At 72.9% G+C, this 13284-nt stretch carries 10 protein-coding genes; 9 read left to right on the top strand and 1 reads right to left on the bottom strand.

Going from position 1 to position 13284, the window contains the following annotated elements; genetic code table 11:
* Positions 1–472: 472 nt before the first annotated feature.
* Genes ACTMS2_RS28895 through idi form a run of 4 tightly spaced genes read left to right on the top strand, consistent with a single transcriptional unit; the run spans position 473 to position 4909 of the window.
* Positions 473–646 (top strand): hypothetical protein, encoded by a 174-nt coding sequence (locus ACTMS2_RS28895; RefSeq protein WP_441178207.1) that lies wholly within the window; start codon positions 473–475, stop codon positions 644–646.
* Between the two features lie 58 nt (positions 647–704).
* The gene (locus ACTMS2_RS28890) at positions 705–1496 is read left to right on the top strand and encodes a thioesterase II family protein (protein WP_441178206.1); all 792 of its coding nucleotides are present in this window, start codon (positions 705–707) and stop codon (positions 1494–1496) included.
* A gap of 44 nt (positions 1497–1540) precedes the next feature.
* Positions 1541–4267 carry an AAA family ATPase gene (locus ACTMS2_RS28885; protein WP_441178205.1) on the top strand — a complete coding sequence of 909 codons (2727 nt, stop codon included), beginning with the start codon at positions 1541–1543 and terminating at the stop codon, positions 4265–4267.
* A gap of 51 nt (positions 4268–4318) precedes the next feature.
* On the top strand, positions 4319–4909 hold the full coding sequence (idi, locus tag ACTMS2_RS28880) for an isopentenyl-diphosphate Delta-isomerase (protein ID WP_363627269.1): 591 nt from the start codon (positions 4319–4321) through the stop codon (positions 4907–4909).
* A 103-nt stretch (positions 4910–5012) separates the two neighbouring features.
* Here the strand turns inward: idi and ACTMS2_RS28875 are convergent, their stop codons facing one another.
* Entirely contained in the window at positions 5013–6095 is a 1083-nt protein-coding gene (locus ACTMS2_RS28875; protein ID WP_441178204.1) for a sensor histidine kinase, read from the bottom strand.
* Between the two features lie 711 nt (positions 6096–6806).
* Here ACTMS2_RS28875 and ACTMS2_RS28870 point away from each other — a divergent pair.
* The 5 genes from ACTMS2_RS28870 (at position 6807) to scoE (ending at position 13279) form a co-directional block, all read left to right on the top strand.
* Positions 6807–7847, top strand: coding sequence for a 3-oxoacyl-ACP synthase III family protein (locus ACTMS2_RS28870; RefSeq protein WP_441178203.1), 1041 nt, complete (start codon positions 6807–6809; stop codon positions 7845–7847).
* Between the two features lie 2 nt (positions 7848–7849).
* On the top strand, positions 7850–8863 hold the full coding sequence (locus ACTMS2_RS28865; protein WP_441178202.1) for a hypothetical protein: 1014 nt from the start codon (positions 7850–7852) through the stop codon (positions 8861–8863).
* A complete protein-coding gene (locus tag ACTMS2_RS28860; protein WP_441178201.1) occupies positions 8850–11399 on the top strand; it encodes a heavy metal translocating P-type ATPase in 2550 nt (849 codons plus the stop codon). Before ACTMS2_RS28865 ends, ACTMS2_RS28860 begins: the two co-directional genes overlap by 14 nt.
* A gap of 53 nt (positions 11400–11452) precedes the next feature.
* Complete coding sequence (locus ACTMS2_RS28855; protein WP_441178200.1) at positions 11453–12298, top strand: alpha/beta fold hydrolase; 846 nt, start codon at positions 11453–11455, stop codon at positions 12296–12298.
* A gap of 105 nt (positions 12299–12403) precedes the next feature.
* The gene (gene scoE / locus ACTMS2_RS28850) at positions 12404–13279 is read left to right on the top strand and encodes a (3R)-3-[(carboxymethyl)amino]fatty acid oxygenase/decarboxylase (protein ID WP_441178199.1); all 876 of its coding nucleotides are present in this window, start codon (positions 12404–12406) and stop codon (positions 13277–13279) included.
* Positions 13280–13284 lie beyond the last annotated feature (5 nt).

Here is a 13284-nt window from a genome sequence, read left to right as displayed (position 1 = left end):
TGGTGGTGGTCATTGGTGTGGAAGTGCGCTGGTGCTGGTCAGGTGTCGTGGGCCGGCGGTGGGGCATGAGACCGTCATACCGGCCAGGTGACCTGCGCACCACGGGGCGGGGAACGGCGCCCTGCGATTCCCTGAAGTTGTTCCTGGTCCGGGTGGGAACGCGATTCACCCGGGCTGCCGCGCCCCACGTGCCGCCGGGAGCAGCCGGTGTCGGTCCGATGTTTCCCGGGACCGTCCGGCCAGGGAGAACCGCGTCGTCGAAACACCTGTGACGCTGTTCTGGCAGTTCGGAGTATTGACAAGGCTCGCCGAGCCTGCCGTGCGGCGCGGGTATGAGCGTTTCACGATTGCGCTGTGATGAACCTGCACCGAGACGGTGAGTGCAGACCTTGTTGAAACACGCACCCATCGAGGAGGTTTAAGTGGCGTTCCTCACCAACGAGGCCGTTGCAGCGCGAGAGAGGACCCCTCCATGTCGGTCAATGCAGTCGAGATTCTGAACGCCTTCTTCTTCGACGGTGCCGACGCTCCGGCGGACGGCGACGTGCGGATCGACGTCGTGGACAGCTGGACCACCAGCGAACTGGCGGCGGTCCGGCCCACCACCATCAGCTGGAGCGAGGCGCGGGTGGACGCGGTCCGCTGACCGCCCCCCGGGCGCAACCGGCACTGACGAGCACGAGCGGATTCGCGGGGTGGACGAGATGACAGACATCGAGCTCTGGATACGACGGTTCCACCCCGCCGACGAGGCGGCGACCAGGCTGCTCTGCCTGCCGCACGCCGGCGGCTCGGCGAGCTACTTCCTCGCGGCGGCCAAGGCCCTCGCACCCGAGGTCGACGTGCTCGCCGTCCAGTACCCCGGCCGCCAGGACCGCTGGCGGGAGCCGGGCCTCACCTCGGTCCACGAGATCGCGGACCAGTTGGTGGCGGCGCTGCCGCCCCTGCTCGACCGGCCGGTCACCATCTTCGGCCACAGCCTCGGCGCGACGATCGGGTTCGAGGTCGCGCGGCGGCTGGGCCTGCAGGGCGTCGTTCCGACCACCCTGTTCGCCTCCGGCCGGCGGGCACCGCACCGGCGCAAGGTCGAGCGGGTCCACCTGCGCGACGACGCCGGCCTGATCGCCGAGGTGCGCGCGTTGGCGGGCACCGACGACGCGCTGCTCGACGACGAGGACGTGGTGCGGATGGTGCTGCCCGCCATCCGTTCCGACTACACGGCCGCCGAGACCTACGAGTACCGGCCCGGACCACGCCTGGACTGCCCGATCATCGCCCTCATCGGCGACTGCGACCCCCGGGTCACGGTCGACGAGGCGCAGGCGTGGCAGGAACACACCGGCGGCGAGTTCGAGCTGGTCGTGCATCCCGGCGGTCACTTCTACCTCAACGACAAGATGCCCGACGTGCTGCGCCGGATCCGGACGCACACCCGGGCGCTCAACCCGGCGCCGCCCGGCGGCGCCGCTTTCGCCCACGCCGTACAACCGGGGTGAGTCGCCGGCCGACCGAGCCTCAGGAGTGTCCGGAGGTGTCCCACATGGCACTGATCGAGAGAGAACACCTGCTGTCCGACCTCGCGGAGACGTACGCGACGGCCGCCGCCGGTCAGGGCCGGGTGGCCCTGGTCGACGGGGGTGTCGCCAGCGGGAAGACCAGACTGGTGAACGCCGCCGCCGAGGTGGCCGCCGGGGACGGCGCGCTCGTGCTGACGGCCGCCTGCTCGGTCGCCGAGAGCGGCATCCGCCTCGGCGTCGTCGGGCAGCTGTTCCACAGCCTGCGTGCCCAGACCGCGACGGCCGACCACCTGCCGCTGCTCCGGCGCCACGACGCCCCCTCGGGTGAGTCGGACACTCCCGCCCTGCGGCACGGTGAGGCGCAACTGCTCGAAGACGTCTGTCAGGCCCTCCTGGACGTCGCCACCGACCGGACGCTGGTGGTCGTCGTCGACGACGTGCAATTCGCGGACCCCCTGTCGTTGCAGGCGCTGCTGTACCTGCAACGGCGGATCCGCTTCGCGCGGATGCTGCTCGTGGTCAGCGGATGCGTCGGCGCGCGGCCCGAGGCCGCCGCGTTCCGGGCGGAGCTCACGCGGCAACCCCACTGCCGCCACCTGCGACTGCTGCCGCTGTCGCCCGACGGGGTGGGACGCCTGCTCGCCGAGCGGATCCGGCCGGACGCCGCCCGGCGGCTCGCCGCGTCCGCGCACCTCATCAGCGGCGGGAACCCGATGCTCGTCCACGCGCTGGCCGACGACTCGCTCGCCGGGGGCATGGACGCCGCGCCGACGGTCGGCGAGTCGTTCGTGCAGGCCGCGCTCGCGTGCCTGCACCGCAGCGACCCCCGGCTGCTCGACGTCGCCCGGGTCCTCGCGATCGTCGGTCCGTCCGTGTCCGTCGGGCTCGTCGCCGGGCTGGTGGGCCTGAGCGCGGCAGCCGTGCGGCAGGTGCTCGGCGCGCTCACCGAGGCGGGCCTCACCCAGGGACACGTCTACCACCATCCGTCGGTGCGCGCCGCCGTGCTGGAGGACTGCCCGGCGCAGACCCAGTCGGCGCTGCGGTCGCGCGCCGCGCGGCTGCTGCACGAGGACGGCGCGTCCGCCGCCGAGGTTGCCGCGCACCTGGTGGGCATCGGTGAGCCGGCCGAGGCATGGGCCGCACCGGTGCTGGTCACGGCCGCGGGGGAGGCCGTCGCCGGCGGCGCCGTGCGGTACGCGGTGGACTGCCTGGACCTGGCGCTGCGGTCCACCCGGGACGGGCGGGTGCGGGCCGTCGCGGAGGCGGCCCTCGTGCGGGCGTACTGGCGCGCCGACCCCGAGGCGGTCCCGCGTCACCTGTCGTCGCTGCTGGAGGCGGGTCGCGCCGGCCTGCTCGACGAGGCCGACACGTTGCTGCTCGCCCGGTCGCTCGCCTGGCACGGCAGGCACGTCGACGCCGAGGAGGCGCTCGGCGGCCTGGGCGACCTCGCCGCGCACCCGGACCCCGACCTCGGCGCCGACTACCTCGCCACCCGGCGGTGGCTGCGATACTGCCGTCCGCACGGCGGCGATCCCGCCGCCGGATCCCTCGGCGACGACCGGGGCAGCCCGGTCGACCGCGCCGAGGAGGTGCTGCAACGCGCCCGCGCGGGCGACTCCCTCCTCGTGTCGGTGTGGGACGCGCTGCGGGTGCTGGTCCACGCCGACCACCTCGACCGCGCCGCCGACTGGTGCGAGAAGCTGGCCGAGGAGGCCGAGGCGTACGAGATCACGAGCTGGCGGGCCGTCCTGTCGGACGTGCGGGCCGCCATCGCCCTGTGCCGGGGCGACCTGGGCGTCGCCGAGCGGCACGCGCGCGACGCGCTGGCCACGATGCCGCCCGCGGCCTGGGGCGTCGCCGTCGGCTCGCCGCTCGCGCACCTGGTGCTCGCCCGCACGATGACCGGGCAGCTGCCGCTGGCGGAGACGGCCCTGCGCGAGTCGACACCGGCCGCGATGCGCCAGAGCCTGTTCTGGCCGCAGTACCTGCGGGCCCGGGGCGTCTACTACGACGCCGTGGACCGGCGGCACGCCGCGCTCGCGGACTTCCAGACCACCGGCCAGCTCGCCGTGACCTGGGGCGTCGACGACCCCTGCGCGCTGCCGTGGCGGGTCGACCTCGCCCGGCTGCACGTGCGGATGGGCCGGCCGGACCGGGCCCGCAAGCTGGTCACCGAGCACCTCGCGCTGCCGGGTGGGGACGCCCCGCGCGCCAAGGGCATGGGGCTGCGGGCCCTGGCGGCGGCGTACGCGCCGAAGCAACGCCAGGTGATGCTGCGCGAGGCGATGGACCTGCTGCACGCCAGCGGGGACCGGCACGAACTCGCGCACGTCTTCGCGGACCTCAGCCAGACCGGGCACGCGCTCGGCGAGTTCGGGCGCGCCAAGATGATGAGCGCCCACGCCCTCCAACTCGCCGAGGGCTGCCACGCCGAGTTGTTGCGGCGCAAGCTCAGGCCGGCCCACGACACCCTCGACCCTCCGGTGGCCGGCGCCAAGGAGGGACTCGCCACCCTGACCGACGCCGAGCGCCGCGTCGTGAACCTGGCCGCCCGTGGGCACACCAACCGGGAGATCGGCGACAGGCTGTTCATCACCGTCAGCACGGTCGAGCAGCACCTGACGCGGGCCTACCGGAAGCTGAAGATCAGCACGCGTACGGAGTTGGTGCACATCGATCCACCGAAGGGTGCGCGCGGCAGGCGACGTCGGCGTGACGTCGCGCCGGCGGAACCGGCTGGGGAACCGTGATCGCGGTCGCCTCCGCGCAGGCGAACTGAATCCCGTACGGGAAGGGACCCGATGACCATGCCGCAGGTCGTGCTACTCGACGAACAGGGGCAGCCCGTGGGCGCCACCGAGGGCGCGACGGTGCACCACTCGCGTACGCCCCTGCACCTGGCCTTCTCCTGTTACGTCTTCACCAGCGACGCGAAGCTGCTCCTGACGCTGCGCGGCGACCGGACGCGGACCTGGCCGGGGATCTGGACGAACTCCTGCTACGGGCATCCCGCGCCGGGGGAACCGGTGTCCGCGGCCGTGACGCGCACCGTCCGCGCCGAACTCGGCCTGACGGCGCCCGTGCCCGAGCTGGTGCTGCCGGCGTTCCGCTACCGCGCGGTCATGGACAACGGGGTGGCGGAGAACGCCGTCGCGCCGGTGTTCCGGGTGGTGACCGACGAGCGTCCCACCCCGGACCCGGCCGCCATCGCCGACTTCGAGTGGGCCGACTGGGCGGACTTCGTCTACGCGGTGAACACGGGGGACATCTCCCTGTCGCCGTGGTGCCGCCTCCAGGTCGCCGAGCTCGTCACGTTGGGTGAGGATCCGACGCGCTGGCCCACGGCCGACGAGTGCCTCCTGCCCGGCGGGCCCCTGCCGGCGACCCGCTGACCACGCGGCACCGTGTCCACCGACAGGTGGGGCGCGTGCCGCGTCGCGTTCGGCGACCATGCGCCGACGGGGTGGCGACCCGCCGTCGGCGTACGCCGTCCGGTCACCGCTTCGTGCGGACGGTGGCCTCCACGGTGAACGTCCCGTCCTCCCGCCAGGTACGCAGCGCGCCGCCCGCGTCCCGCAGCCGGTCGGCGAGTCCCGGCAGCACGGCGTCGTCGGCGTCCGCGGCGCCGGCGCCGTCGCTGACGACCGTCAACCGTGCTCCGTCCGCCTCGCGGGCCACCTCGATCGTGCACCACCGTGCCTCGCCGTCGCGCAGCACGTGGGCCCCCGCGTCGCGCAGTACGGACATCAGCGGCCCGGTGAGCGCGGGTGGCAGGTCCTTCCTCGGCTGGGTCACGGTGCACCGCACGTCGGCGGCCCGCAGCACCCGGGCCACCGCGAGCACCTGCTCGTGCAGGTCGACACCGCGGTAGCCGTGCACGGCCTCCCGCATCCGGGCCAGCGCGGCCGCCGCGAGCGCCCGGATCTCGGCGACCTCCTTCTTCGTCCGCTCCCCGTCGACCGGGGCCAGCCGCGACGCCAGCTCGGCCTTGAACGCGATCGCCGCCAGGTGGTTGCCGAGCAGGTCGTAGACGTCGCGGGCGAAGCGTAGCCGCTCCTCGGTCGCGGCCAGGCGGGCCAGCGCGTCGCGCCCCTCCCAGGCCTGCCCGAGGAACGTCCAGAACCACAGGTTCAGCACGTTCCACACCGCCACCGACAGCCCGAGCACCACCGTGACGGTCACCGCGTCGCGCACGGGGCCGCCGAGCCACCAGGCCGTCGCCGCGGACACCAGGACCGTAGCGGCCATGGGGGTCACCGCGTACCGGGCCGGCAGCAGCAGCGGCGCGACCCCGACGAGCGCGGCGCCCACGAAGGACCACGCCAGACCCGGGGTGTCGCCCGCAGGCCCGACGAGCGGCACGGACAGCGCCGCGGCCAGCGCGGGAGCGGCGAGCGTCCAGCCGTTGGTCGTCGGAGCCGTTCCCGGGGTGACCGTCCGGTACAGCGCGCCAGCCAGTGCCACGGCCAGGAGGAGGCAGCCGGTGGCGCCGAGCGCGAGCCACCGCCCGTCGGGGCTGCGGAGCAACTGCAGGACCGTGAGCGCCAGGCACGCGGCAACCCCGCTCGCGGCGCTCACCAACGTGCACAGCCTCGCCTGACGCATGCCCGGGGTCGACGGGGGCCGCGCCGGCAGGGCGGCGCACCGCGTCAGGTCGGCGGGCTGCTCCCCGGTGACCGTCAACGCAGGGACTCCGGGCGCACGCGGCCCGGGGCGGCTCGCCCCGGTGCGCCCACCACAGTCGGACGCACCGAGGCCGCCCGCGGCAGGGTCGGCGTGGACGTCGTCATGCTCTCGTCCGACACGGAAGGGATCGTATCCGTCACTTTGGGTCGGGGCATCTGCTGATCCGTCCGCAGCGTCGCGGCCGGCCGGCGGCCCTCCCCGGAGCCGGCCGAGGGGCGGCTCCCTTCGGCGGTGTGCGCTGTCATCGGATGCTCTCCGTCCGGTCGTGGTCCTGCCCGACGAGGAATGGCGCCGACGTCGGCCGGCCCGCCCGTACGGGGGCGCCGGACGGGCCGCGGGGCCCCCGCCACGCGATCGGTCGTCCCGCCAGCATGGCGGTGGTCATCGGCACGTCCCACCCGTGCCGTGTCATGTCCGGCCCGGGAGGAACTGCACGGGTGAACCGTGTGCCGAAGGGCCGGGAAATTGCACGTTCCATCGCCGCGAAATTGTTTCCGCCATCGTTCGGTAATTTGCCCGACGGCCGGTGTGGGGTGGTGGCGTTCGTGATTGCGGTCGATGCTTCCGCTCGGCTAATTTGCAGGCAAGGAACGCCTTTTCTCTGTGGAGGCTGTTGTGTCCTCATCCGTCGGAATTCTGGGCACCGGATCCTGGGTGCCCACGCGAGCATTGTCGAACGAGGAAATCGCACGTCGCGTACCGGGCGCGAGCCCGGAATGGATCGTGCGTAAGACCGCCATTCGTTCGCGCCGGTTCGCGGCGGCGGAGGAGGCCACCTCGGACCTCGCCGTGCACGCCGCGACCCGCGCGCTGCGGGACGCGGGCCTCGGCGTCGAACGCGTCGACTACCTCATCGTGTCCACGTCGACCCCGGACCAGCCCCAGCCGCCGACGGCCTGCCTGGTGCAGGAACGCCTCGGCGCGTACGGGGCCGCCTGCTTCGACGTCAACGCCGTGTGCGCGGGATTCGTGCACGCCCTGGTGCTGGCGCGGTCGCTGGTGGCCGACCGGCCGGGCACCCACGCGCTGGTGGTCGGCGCCGACGTCTACTCACGCATCCTGGACTTCGAGGACCGGCGCACGGCCGTGCTGCTGGGCGACGGCGCCGGCGCGGCCGTCGTGGGGGCGGTGCCCGCGGGGCGCGGCGTCATCGAGTACGAGATGGCCAGCCGGGGCGACGCCGGTGACCTGATCCGGGTGTCGGCGGGCGGCAGCAGGCTGCCGGCGTCGGCGGCGACGCTCGCCGAGGGCGGCCACTTCTTCCGGATGCAGGGCCGGGGAGTCACGGAACTGGTCCTGCAGGAGGTCCCGCCGTTCGTGGACAAGTTGCTGGCCAGGGCGGGCGTCGACCCGGCCGACATCGCGCACGTCGTGCCCCACCAGCCCAACGGCATGCTGCTGGACGAACTGGTACGCGCGTGCGGGCTGACCGCCGCGCGGACCCACCGCACGGTGGAGGAGTACGCGAACACCGGCAGCGCCTCGGTGCCGCTCACCCTCGACCACGCCAACCGGGCCGGACGGCTCTCCGACGGCGACCTCGTCCTCCTGCTGGCGTTCGGCGGCGGCATGTCGTTCGGGGCCTGCCTGCTGCGGTGGAGCGGGGCGGCCTCCACGCCAATCGCGTCGACTCAGGACGGATGATCATGAAGATAGTGACGAAACTCGGTGCGTTCGCACTGGCCCTGGTGCTGGTGCTGGGAAGCGCCTACACCGTCGGCCGTGTGGTGGGGCCCCCGCCGACGGCGGCACCGGCGCCCGCACCCGCCGCCAAGCCGGCCGCCGCTGCCGAGGAGTCCTCGTACGGCCTGGCCATCACCCACGAGAGCATGAACCTGAAGGTGATCACGGACAACGTCCGGGCGGGCACGAAGCAGACCTTCGCCTTCCAGATCCTGCAACACGACGGTACGCCGCTGATGAAGTACAAGCCGCAGCACGAGAAGCTGATGCACCTCATCGTGGCGCGGCGCGACCTGACGAACTTCCAGCACGTCCACCCGAACCTCGGCTCCGACGGCGTGTGGCGGGTGCCGCTGACCTTCGCGGCGGCGGGCGAGTACCGGATCTTCGCCGACTACATGCCGCTGTGGGGCATCCACGGCGAGACGCTCGGGGCGGACGTGTCCGTGTCGGGCGACTTCCGGCCGGAGGCGCTGCCCGCGCCCTCGACCACCGCGACGGTGGACGGCTACACCGTGACGCTCGGCGGCGAGCTGACGCCCGGCAAGAGCGGCAAGCTGACCCTCAGCGTCGCGAAGGGCGGCAAGCCGGTCACCGACCTGGAGCCGTACCTCGGCGCCTTCGGCCACCTGGTCGCGCTCCGCGACGGCGACATGGCGTACCTGCACGTGCATCCGGACGGCACGCCGGGCGACGGACAGACCGCCCCCGGCCCGGACATCCTGTTCCACGCCACCGCGCCCAGCTTCGGCGACTACCGGCTGTTCCTGGACTTCCAGCACCAGGGCGTCGTACGCACGGCGGCGTTCACCCTGCGCGTGAACGGCCCCAACCCGCCGCCGCACGGCCTGAGCGAGGAGGCCTTCGCGGCGGCCAAGGCACGCAACGAGGAGGCCGTGCGCAACGGCGGAGCCGCTGTCCCCGCCGACACGTCCGGCGGCGCCACGGAGGGAGGCACCCCGCATGGCCACGGCTGAGAACCGACTGGAACTGCTGATCGGCGGTATGACGTGCGCGGCCTGCGCGGCGCGCATCGAGAAGCGCCTCAACGCGATCGACGGCGTGGAGGCGACGGTCAACTACGCCACCGAGAAGGCGAAGGTCCTGGCCGCGCCGCAGGTCTCGCAGGCCGCGGTGATCGCCGCCGTCGAGGAGATCGGCTTCACGGCCCGGCTGGTGACACCGCGCACGGCCAGGACTGACAACCAACTGGAACTGCTGATCGGCGGCATGACGTGCGCGGCCTGCGCGGCGCGCATCGAGAAGCAGCTCAACGCGATCGACGGCGTGGAGGCGACGGTCAACTACGCCACCGAGAAGGCGAAGGTGCTCGTCGCGCCGCAGGTCTCGCAGGCCGCGGTGATCGCCGCCGTCGAGGAGATCGGCTTCACGGCCCGGCCGGTGCAGCCGCCCTCGGCCCCGGCGGCGGACGCCCCGGACCCGGCCGCCGCGGAGGCGGCCGAGCACGACCGTGAGCTGCGGGCGGCCCGGCACCGACTCTGGGTCGTCGCCGTGCTGGCCGTGCCGGTCATCGCGATGTCGATGTTCTCCCAGCTCCAGTTCGAGTACTGGCAGTGGGCCTGCCTGACGCTGGCCGCGCCGGTCGTGGTGTGGGGGGCGTGGCCCTTCCACCGGGCCGCCTTCGCCAACCTCCGGCACGCCGCCGCGTCGATGGACACGCTGGTCTCGGTGGGCACCATCGCCGCGTTCGTGTGGTCGCTGTACACGCTCTTCCTCGGCACCGCCGGCGAGCCCGGCATGCGTCACCCGTTCCGCATCACGCTGGAACGGACGCCCGGCGAGGGCAACATGTACCTGGAGGTCGCCGCGGGCGTGACGCTGTTCATCCTCTGCGGCCGCTACTTCGAGGCACGCGCGAAGCGCCGCTCCGGCGCCGCGCTGCGGGCGCTGCTGTCGCTGGGCGCCAAGGACGTGACGGTGCTGCGCGACGGCGTCGAGGTGCTGGTGCCGATCTCGGCGCTCGCGGTCGGCGACCGGTTCCTCGTACGGCCGGGGGAGAAGGTGGCGACCGACGGCGTCGTGGAGGAGGGCTCCTCCGCGGTCGACGCGAGCATGCTCACCGGCGAGTCCGTACCCGTCGAGGTGGGGCCCGGCGACGAGGTCGTCGGCGCCACGGTGAACGCCGGCGGGCGGCTCGTCGTCCGCGCCACGAAGGTGGGCGGCGAGACGCAGCTCGCGCAGATGGCCCGGCTCGTCGAGGAAGCGCAGACCGGCAAGGCCGACGTGCAGCGGCTCGCGGACCAGGTGTCGGCGGTGTTCGTGCCCGGGGTGATCGCCTTGTCGCTCGCCACGCTGGGCTACTGGCTGGGCTCCGGCCAACCCGCGGCGGCCGCGTTCACCGCGGCGGTGGCCGTCCTGATCATCGCCTGCCCGTGCGCGCTGGGGCTGGCGACGCCGACCGCGCTGCTGGTCGGCACCGGCCGGGGTGCGCAGCTCGGCATCCTCATCAAGGGCCCGCAGGTGCTGGAGTCGACGAGGACCGTCGACACCGTCGTGCTCGACAAGACCGGCACGGTCACCACCGGCGAGATGTCCGTGGTGGACGTCGTGCCCGTCGACGGGGTGACCGACGCCCAGCTGCTGCGACTCGCGGGCGCGTTGGAGAACGCGTCGGAGCACCCCATCGCCCGCGCCGTGGTGGCGGGGGCGCGGGAACGCTGCGGCGAACTGCCCGCGGTCGCGGACTTCACCAGCGAGACCGGGGTGGGTGTGCGTGGCAGGGTGGACGGGCACGAGGTGATCGTCGGCCGGGCCTCGCTGCTCGGCTCGTGGGCCGCCGACCTGCCCCCGGAGCTCGCCGCCGCCAAGGCGACGGCCGACGCGGCGGGCCGTACCTCGGTGATGGTGGGCTGGGACGGCGCCGTGCGCGGCATCCTCGTCGTGTCCGACCGGGTCAAGCCCACCAGCAGGACGGCGGTGGCGCAGTTCAAGCGGCTCGGGCTGCACCCGATCCTGCTGACCGGCGACAACGCCGCGGTAGCGGCGGCGATCGCGGCGGAGGTGGGGATCGACGACGTCGTCGCCGACGTCCTCCCCGCCGGCAAGGTCGACCTGGTCAAGCGGCTCCAGGCCGACGGCAAGGTCGTCGCGATGGTCGGCGACGGCGTCAACGACGCCGCGGCGCTCGCGCAGGCCGACCTGGGCATCGCGATGGGCACCGGCAGCGACGTGGCGATCGAGTCGGGCGACCTGACGGTCGTCCGCGGTGACCTGCGCGTGGTCGCGGACGCCATCCGGCTGTCGCGCCGCACCCTCGGCACGATCAAGGGCAACCTGTTCTGGGCCTTCGCCTACAACGTCGGGGCCATCCCGCTCGCGGCGAGCGGGCTGCTCAATCCGATGCTGGCGGGCCTGATCATGGCCGGTAGCTCGGTGTTCGTGGTGACGAACAGCCTGCGCCTGCGGCGGTTCAAGGCACACGCGGGCGCCGACCTGCCGGAGCGGGCCGACACGACCGAGGCGTCGCGCGCGCCGATGGTCAGCGCCTCCTGACACGTCCACGTGCCGCGACGGCCACGTCCGGACGGAAAGAACGGAGCCGCACCATGGCCGAGCAGAGCCGGCTCGCGGAGGACCCGCAGCTCCTTCTGCTGCACGCGGCCGGTCTCGGCCGGGCGAGCTGGGACGCCGTCGTCGAACGCATTCCGGGGTTCGCCCGGACCCTCGCGATCGACCTGCCCGGTCACGGCGGCGTGCCGGGGCTCGCGTCGGGCCGCGACGTCGTGCCGCGCCTCGCCGAGTACGTGGCGGAGCGCATCGCCGCGCTGGGACTGCGCCGGCCGCACGTGGTCGGGCACTCGCTCGGCGGGGTGATCGCGCTCGAACTGGCGCGGCGGGTGCCTGTCGCGGCGGTGACCGCCCTGTGCAGCATCGGGTTCCGGGCGGCCTGCCACGCCTGCGTGTGCGTGGTGCGGACCCACGCGATCCTCCGGATCACCGCCGCGGTGGGGCCCCGGACGCGCGGGCGGCTGCTCGCCAGGAGCTGCGTCCGCAGGTTCGTCATGGGCAACGTGTCGGCCCGGCCCGTCGCCCTGCGGGCGGAGGCGGTCGCCGCCGACGTGACGTCGATGATCGCCAGCGACGTCTCGACGCTGTGCCGGTACGCCGGCCGCTACGCGTTCCGGGCCGCCGAGGTCGACGACACGACTCCGGTGAACCTCGTCTGGGCCGACCAGGACCGCGTCGTGCCGCTGCGCGACGCGGTCCGGGCCCGGCGGATGCTGCCGAGGGCACAGCACTTCGTCATTCCCGGCAGCGGTCACTTCGTCGTCCGCGACGACCCGGAAGGCGCGGCGGCCGTCATCTACGCCTGCCATGCCCAGCTGTGGGAACGGCAGGCCGACATTCGCGAAGGAGCCCGCGGAAATGTGAACCCACGACCTGGTAATTGACCTGGAATTTCGGCCCCGGGCACCTGTCGGGGCGGGAACTGTTGTCCGATCGGACGCGACTACTGAGGTGTCGGATTCGCGGCGCCACCGCTCAGAGGAGTGCGAATGAAAATCACCCCGCAGGCTGGAAAGAAGTTCGGCGTCATCGTGGAGGGTTTCGACGCGGAAACCGCCCCGGCGCAGGACATCGTCGAACTCAAGAAGGCCATCTACACCAACAAGATCGTGGTGCTGAAGAACCAGGACCTGTCACCGCGACAGTTCCTGGCGCTCGGTGAGCGGCTCGGTCGGGTCGCCGAGTACTACGAGCCGGTCTACCACCACCCCGAGGTCAAGGAGGTGTTCGTCTCCTCCAACGTCAAGGAGGAGGACGGCCGCCAGGTCGGGGTGCCGAAGACCGGCAAGTTCTGGCACTCGGACTACCAGTTCATGCAGCGTCCCTTCGACATCACCCTGATCTACCCGCAGGTCGTGCCGACGAAGAACCGTGGCACGTACTTCATCAACCTCGCGACGGCGTACGAGAAGCTGACCGAGGAGCTGAAGCTGGCGGTGAAGGACACCACGGCGACGCACAGCGTGCTGCGGTACTTCAAGATCCGGCCCACCGACGTCTACCGGCCGATCTCCGAGCTCATCGAGGAGGTCAACGCGAAGACCCCGCCGGTGACGAGCCAGACCACCTTCACCCACCCGCACACCGGGGAGACGGTGCTCTACATCAGCGAGGGCTTCACCTCGTCGGTGCGGGACGCGGACGGCAACGAGCAGCCGGAGCTGCTGACGGAGCTGCTGACCGCCACGGGCCAGCTCGACCGCACCTACGAGCACGAGAACATCCACCTCCAGACGTTCGAGAAGGGCGACATGCTCCTCTGGGACAACCGCACCCTGGTCCACCGCGCGCTGCACACCGCGACGCCGGAGCCGGCGGTGTCGTACCGGGTCACCGTCTACGACGACGTCGACGCGGCGGCCTAGTCCTT

Source organism: Micromonospora sp. SD12 (genome assembly GCF_052068495.1).
GTDB classification, from domain to species: domain Bacteria; phylum Actinomycetota; class Actinomycetes; order Mycobacteriales; family Micromonosporaceae; genus Micromonospora; species Micromonospora echinofusca.
Note: the sequence above shows the minus strand (reverse complement) of the source record. Positions and strands in the feature narration are given on the sequence as shown.

Coding starts and splice junctions, on each gene's coding strand:
- ACTMS2_RS28895 (WP_441178207.1), top strand. CDS start 473: ATGTCGGTCAATGCAGTCGAGATTCTGAACGCCTTCTTCTTCGACGGT.
- ACTMS2_RS28890 (WP_441178206.1), top strand. CDS start 705: ATGACAGACATCGAGCTCTGGATACGACGGTTCCACCCCGCCGACGAG.
- ACTMS2_RS28885 (WP_441178205.1), top strand. CDS start 1,541: ATGGCACTGATCGAGAGAGAACACCTGCTGTCCGACCTCGCGGAGACG.
- idi (WP_363627269.1), top strand. CDS start 4,319: ATGACCATGCCGCAGGTCGTGCTACTCGACGAACAGGGGCAGCCCGTG.
- ACTMS2_RS28865 (WP_441178202.1), top strand. CDS start 7,850: ATGAAGATAGTGACGAAACTCGGTGCGTTCGCACTGGCCCTGGTGCTG.
- ACTMS2_RS28860 (WP_441178201.1), top strand. CDS start 8,850: ATGGCCACGGCTGAGAACCGACTGGAACTGCTGATCGGCGGTATGACG.
- ACTMS2_RS28855 (WP_441178200.1), top strand. CDS start 11,453: ATGGCCGAGCAGAGCCGGCTCGCGGAGGACCCGCAGCTCCTTCTGCTG.
- scoE (WP_441178199.1), top strand. CDS start 12,404: ATGAAAATCACCCCGCAGGCTGGAAAGAAGTTCGGCGTCATCGTGGAG.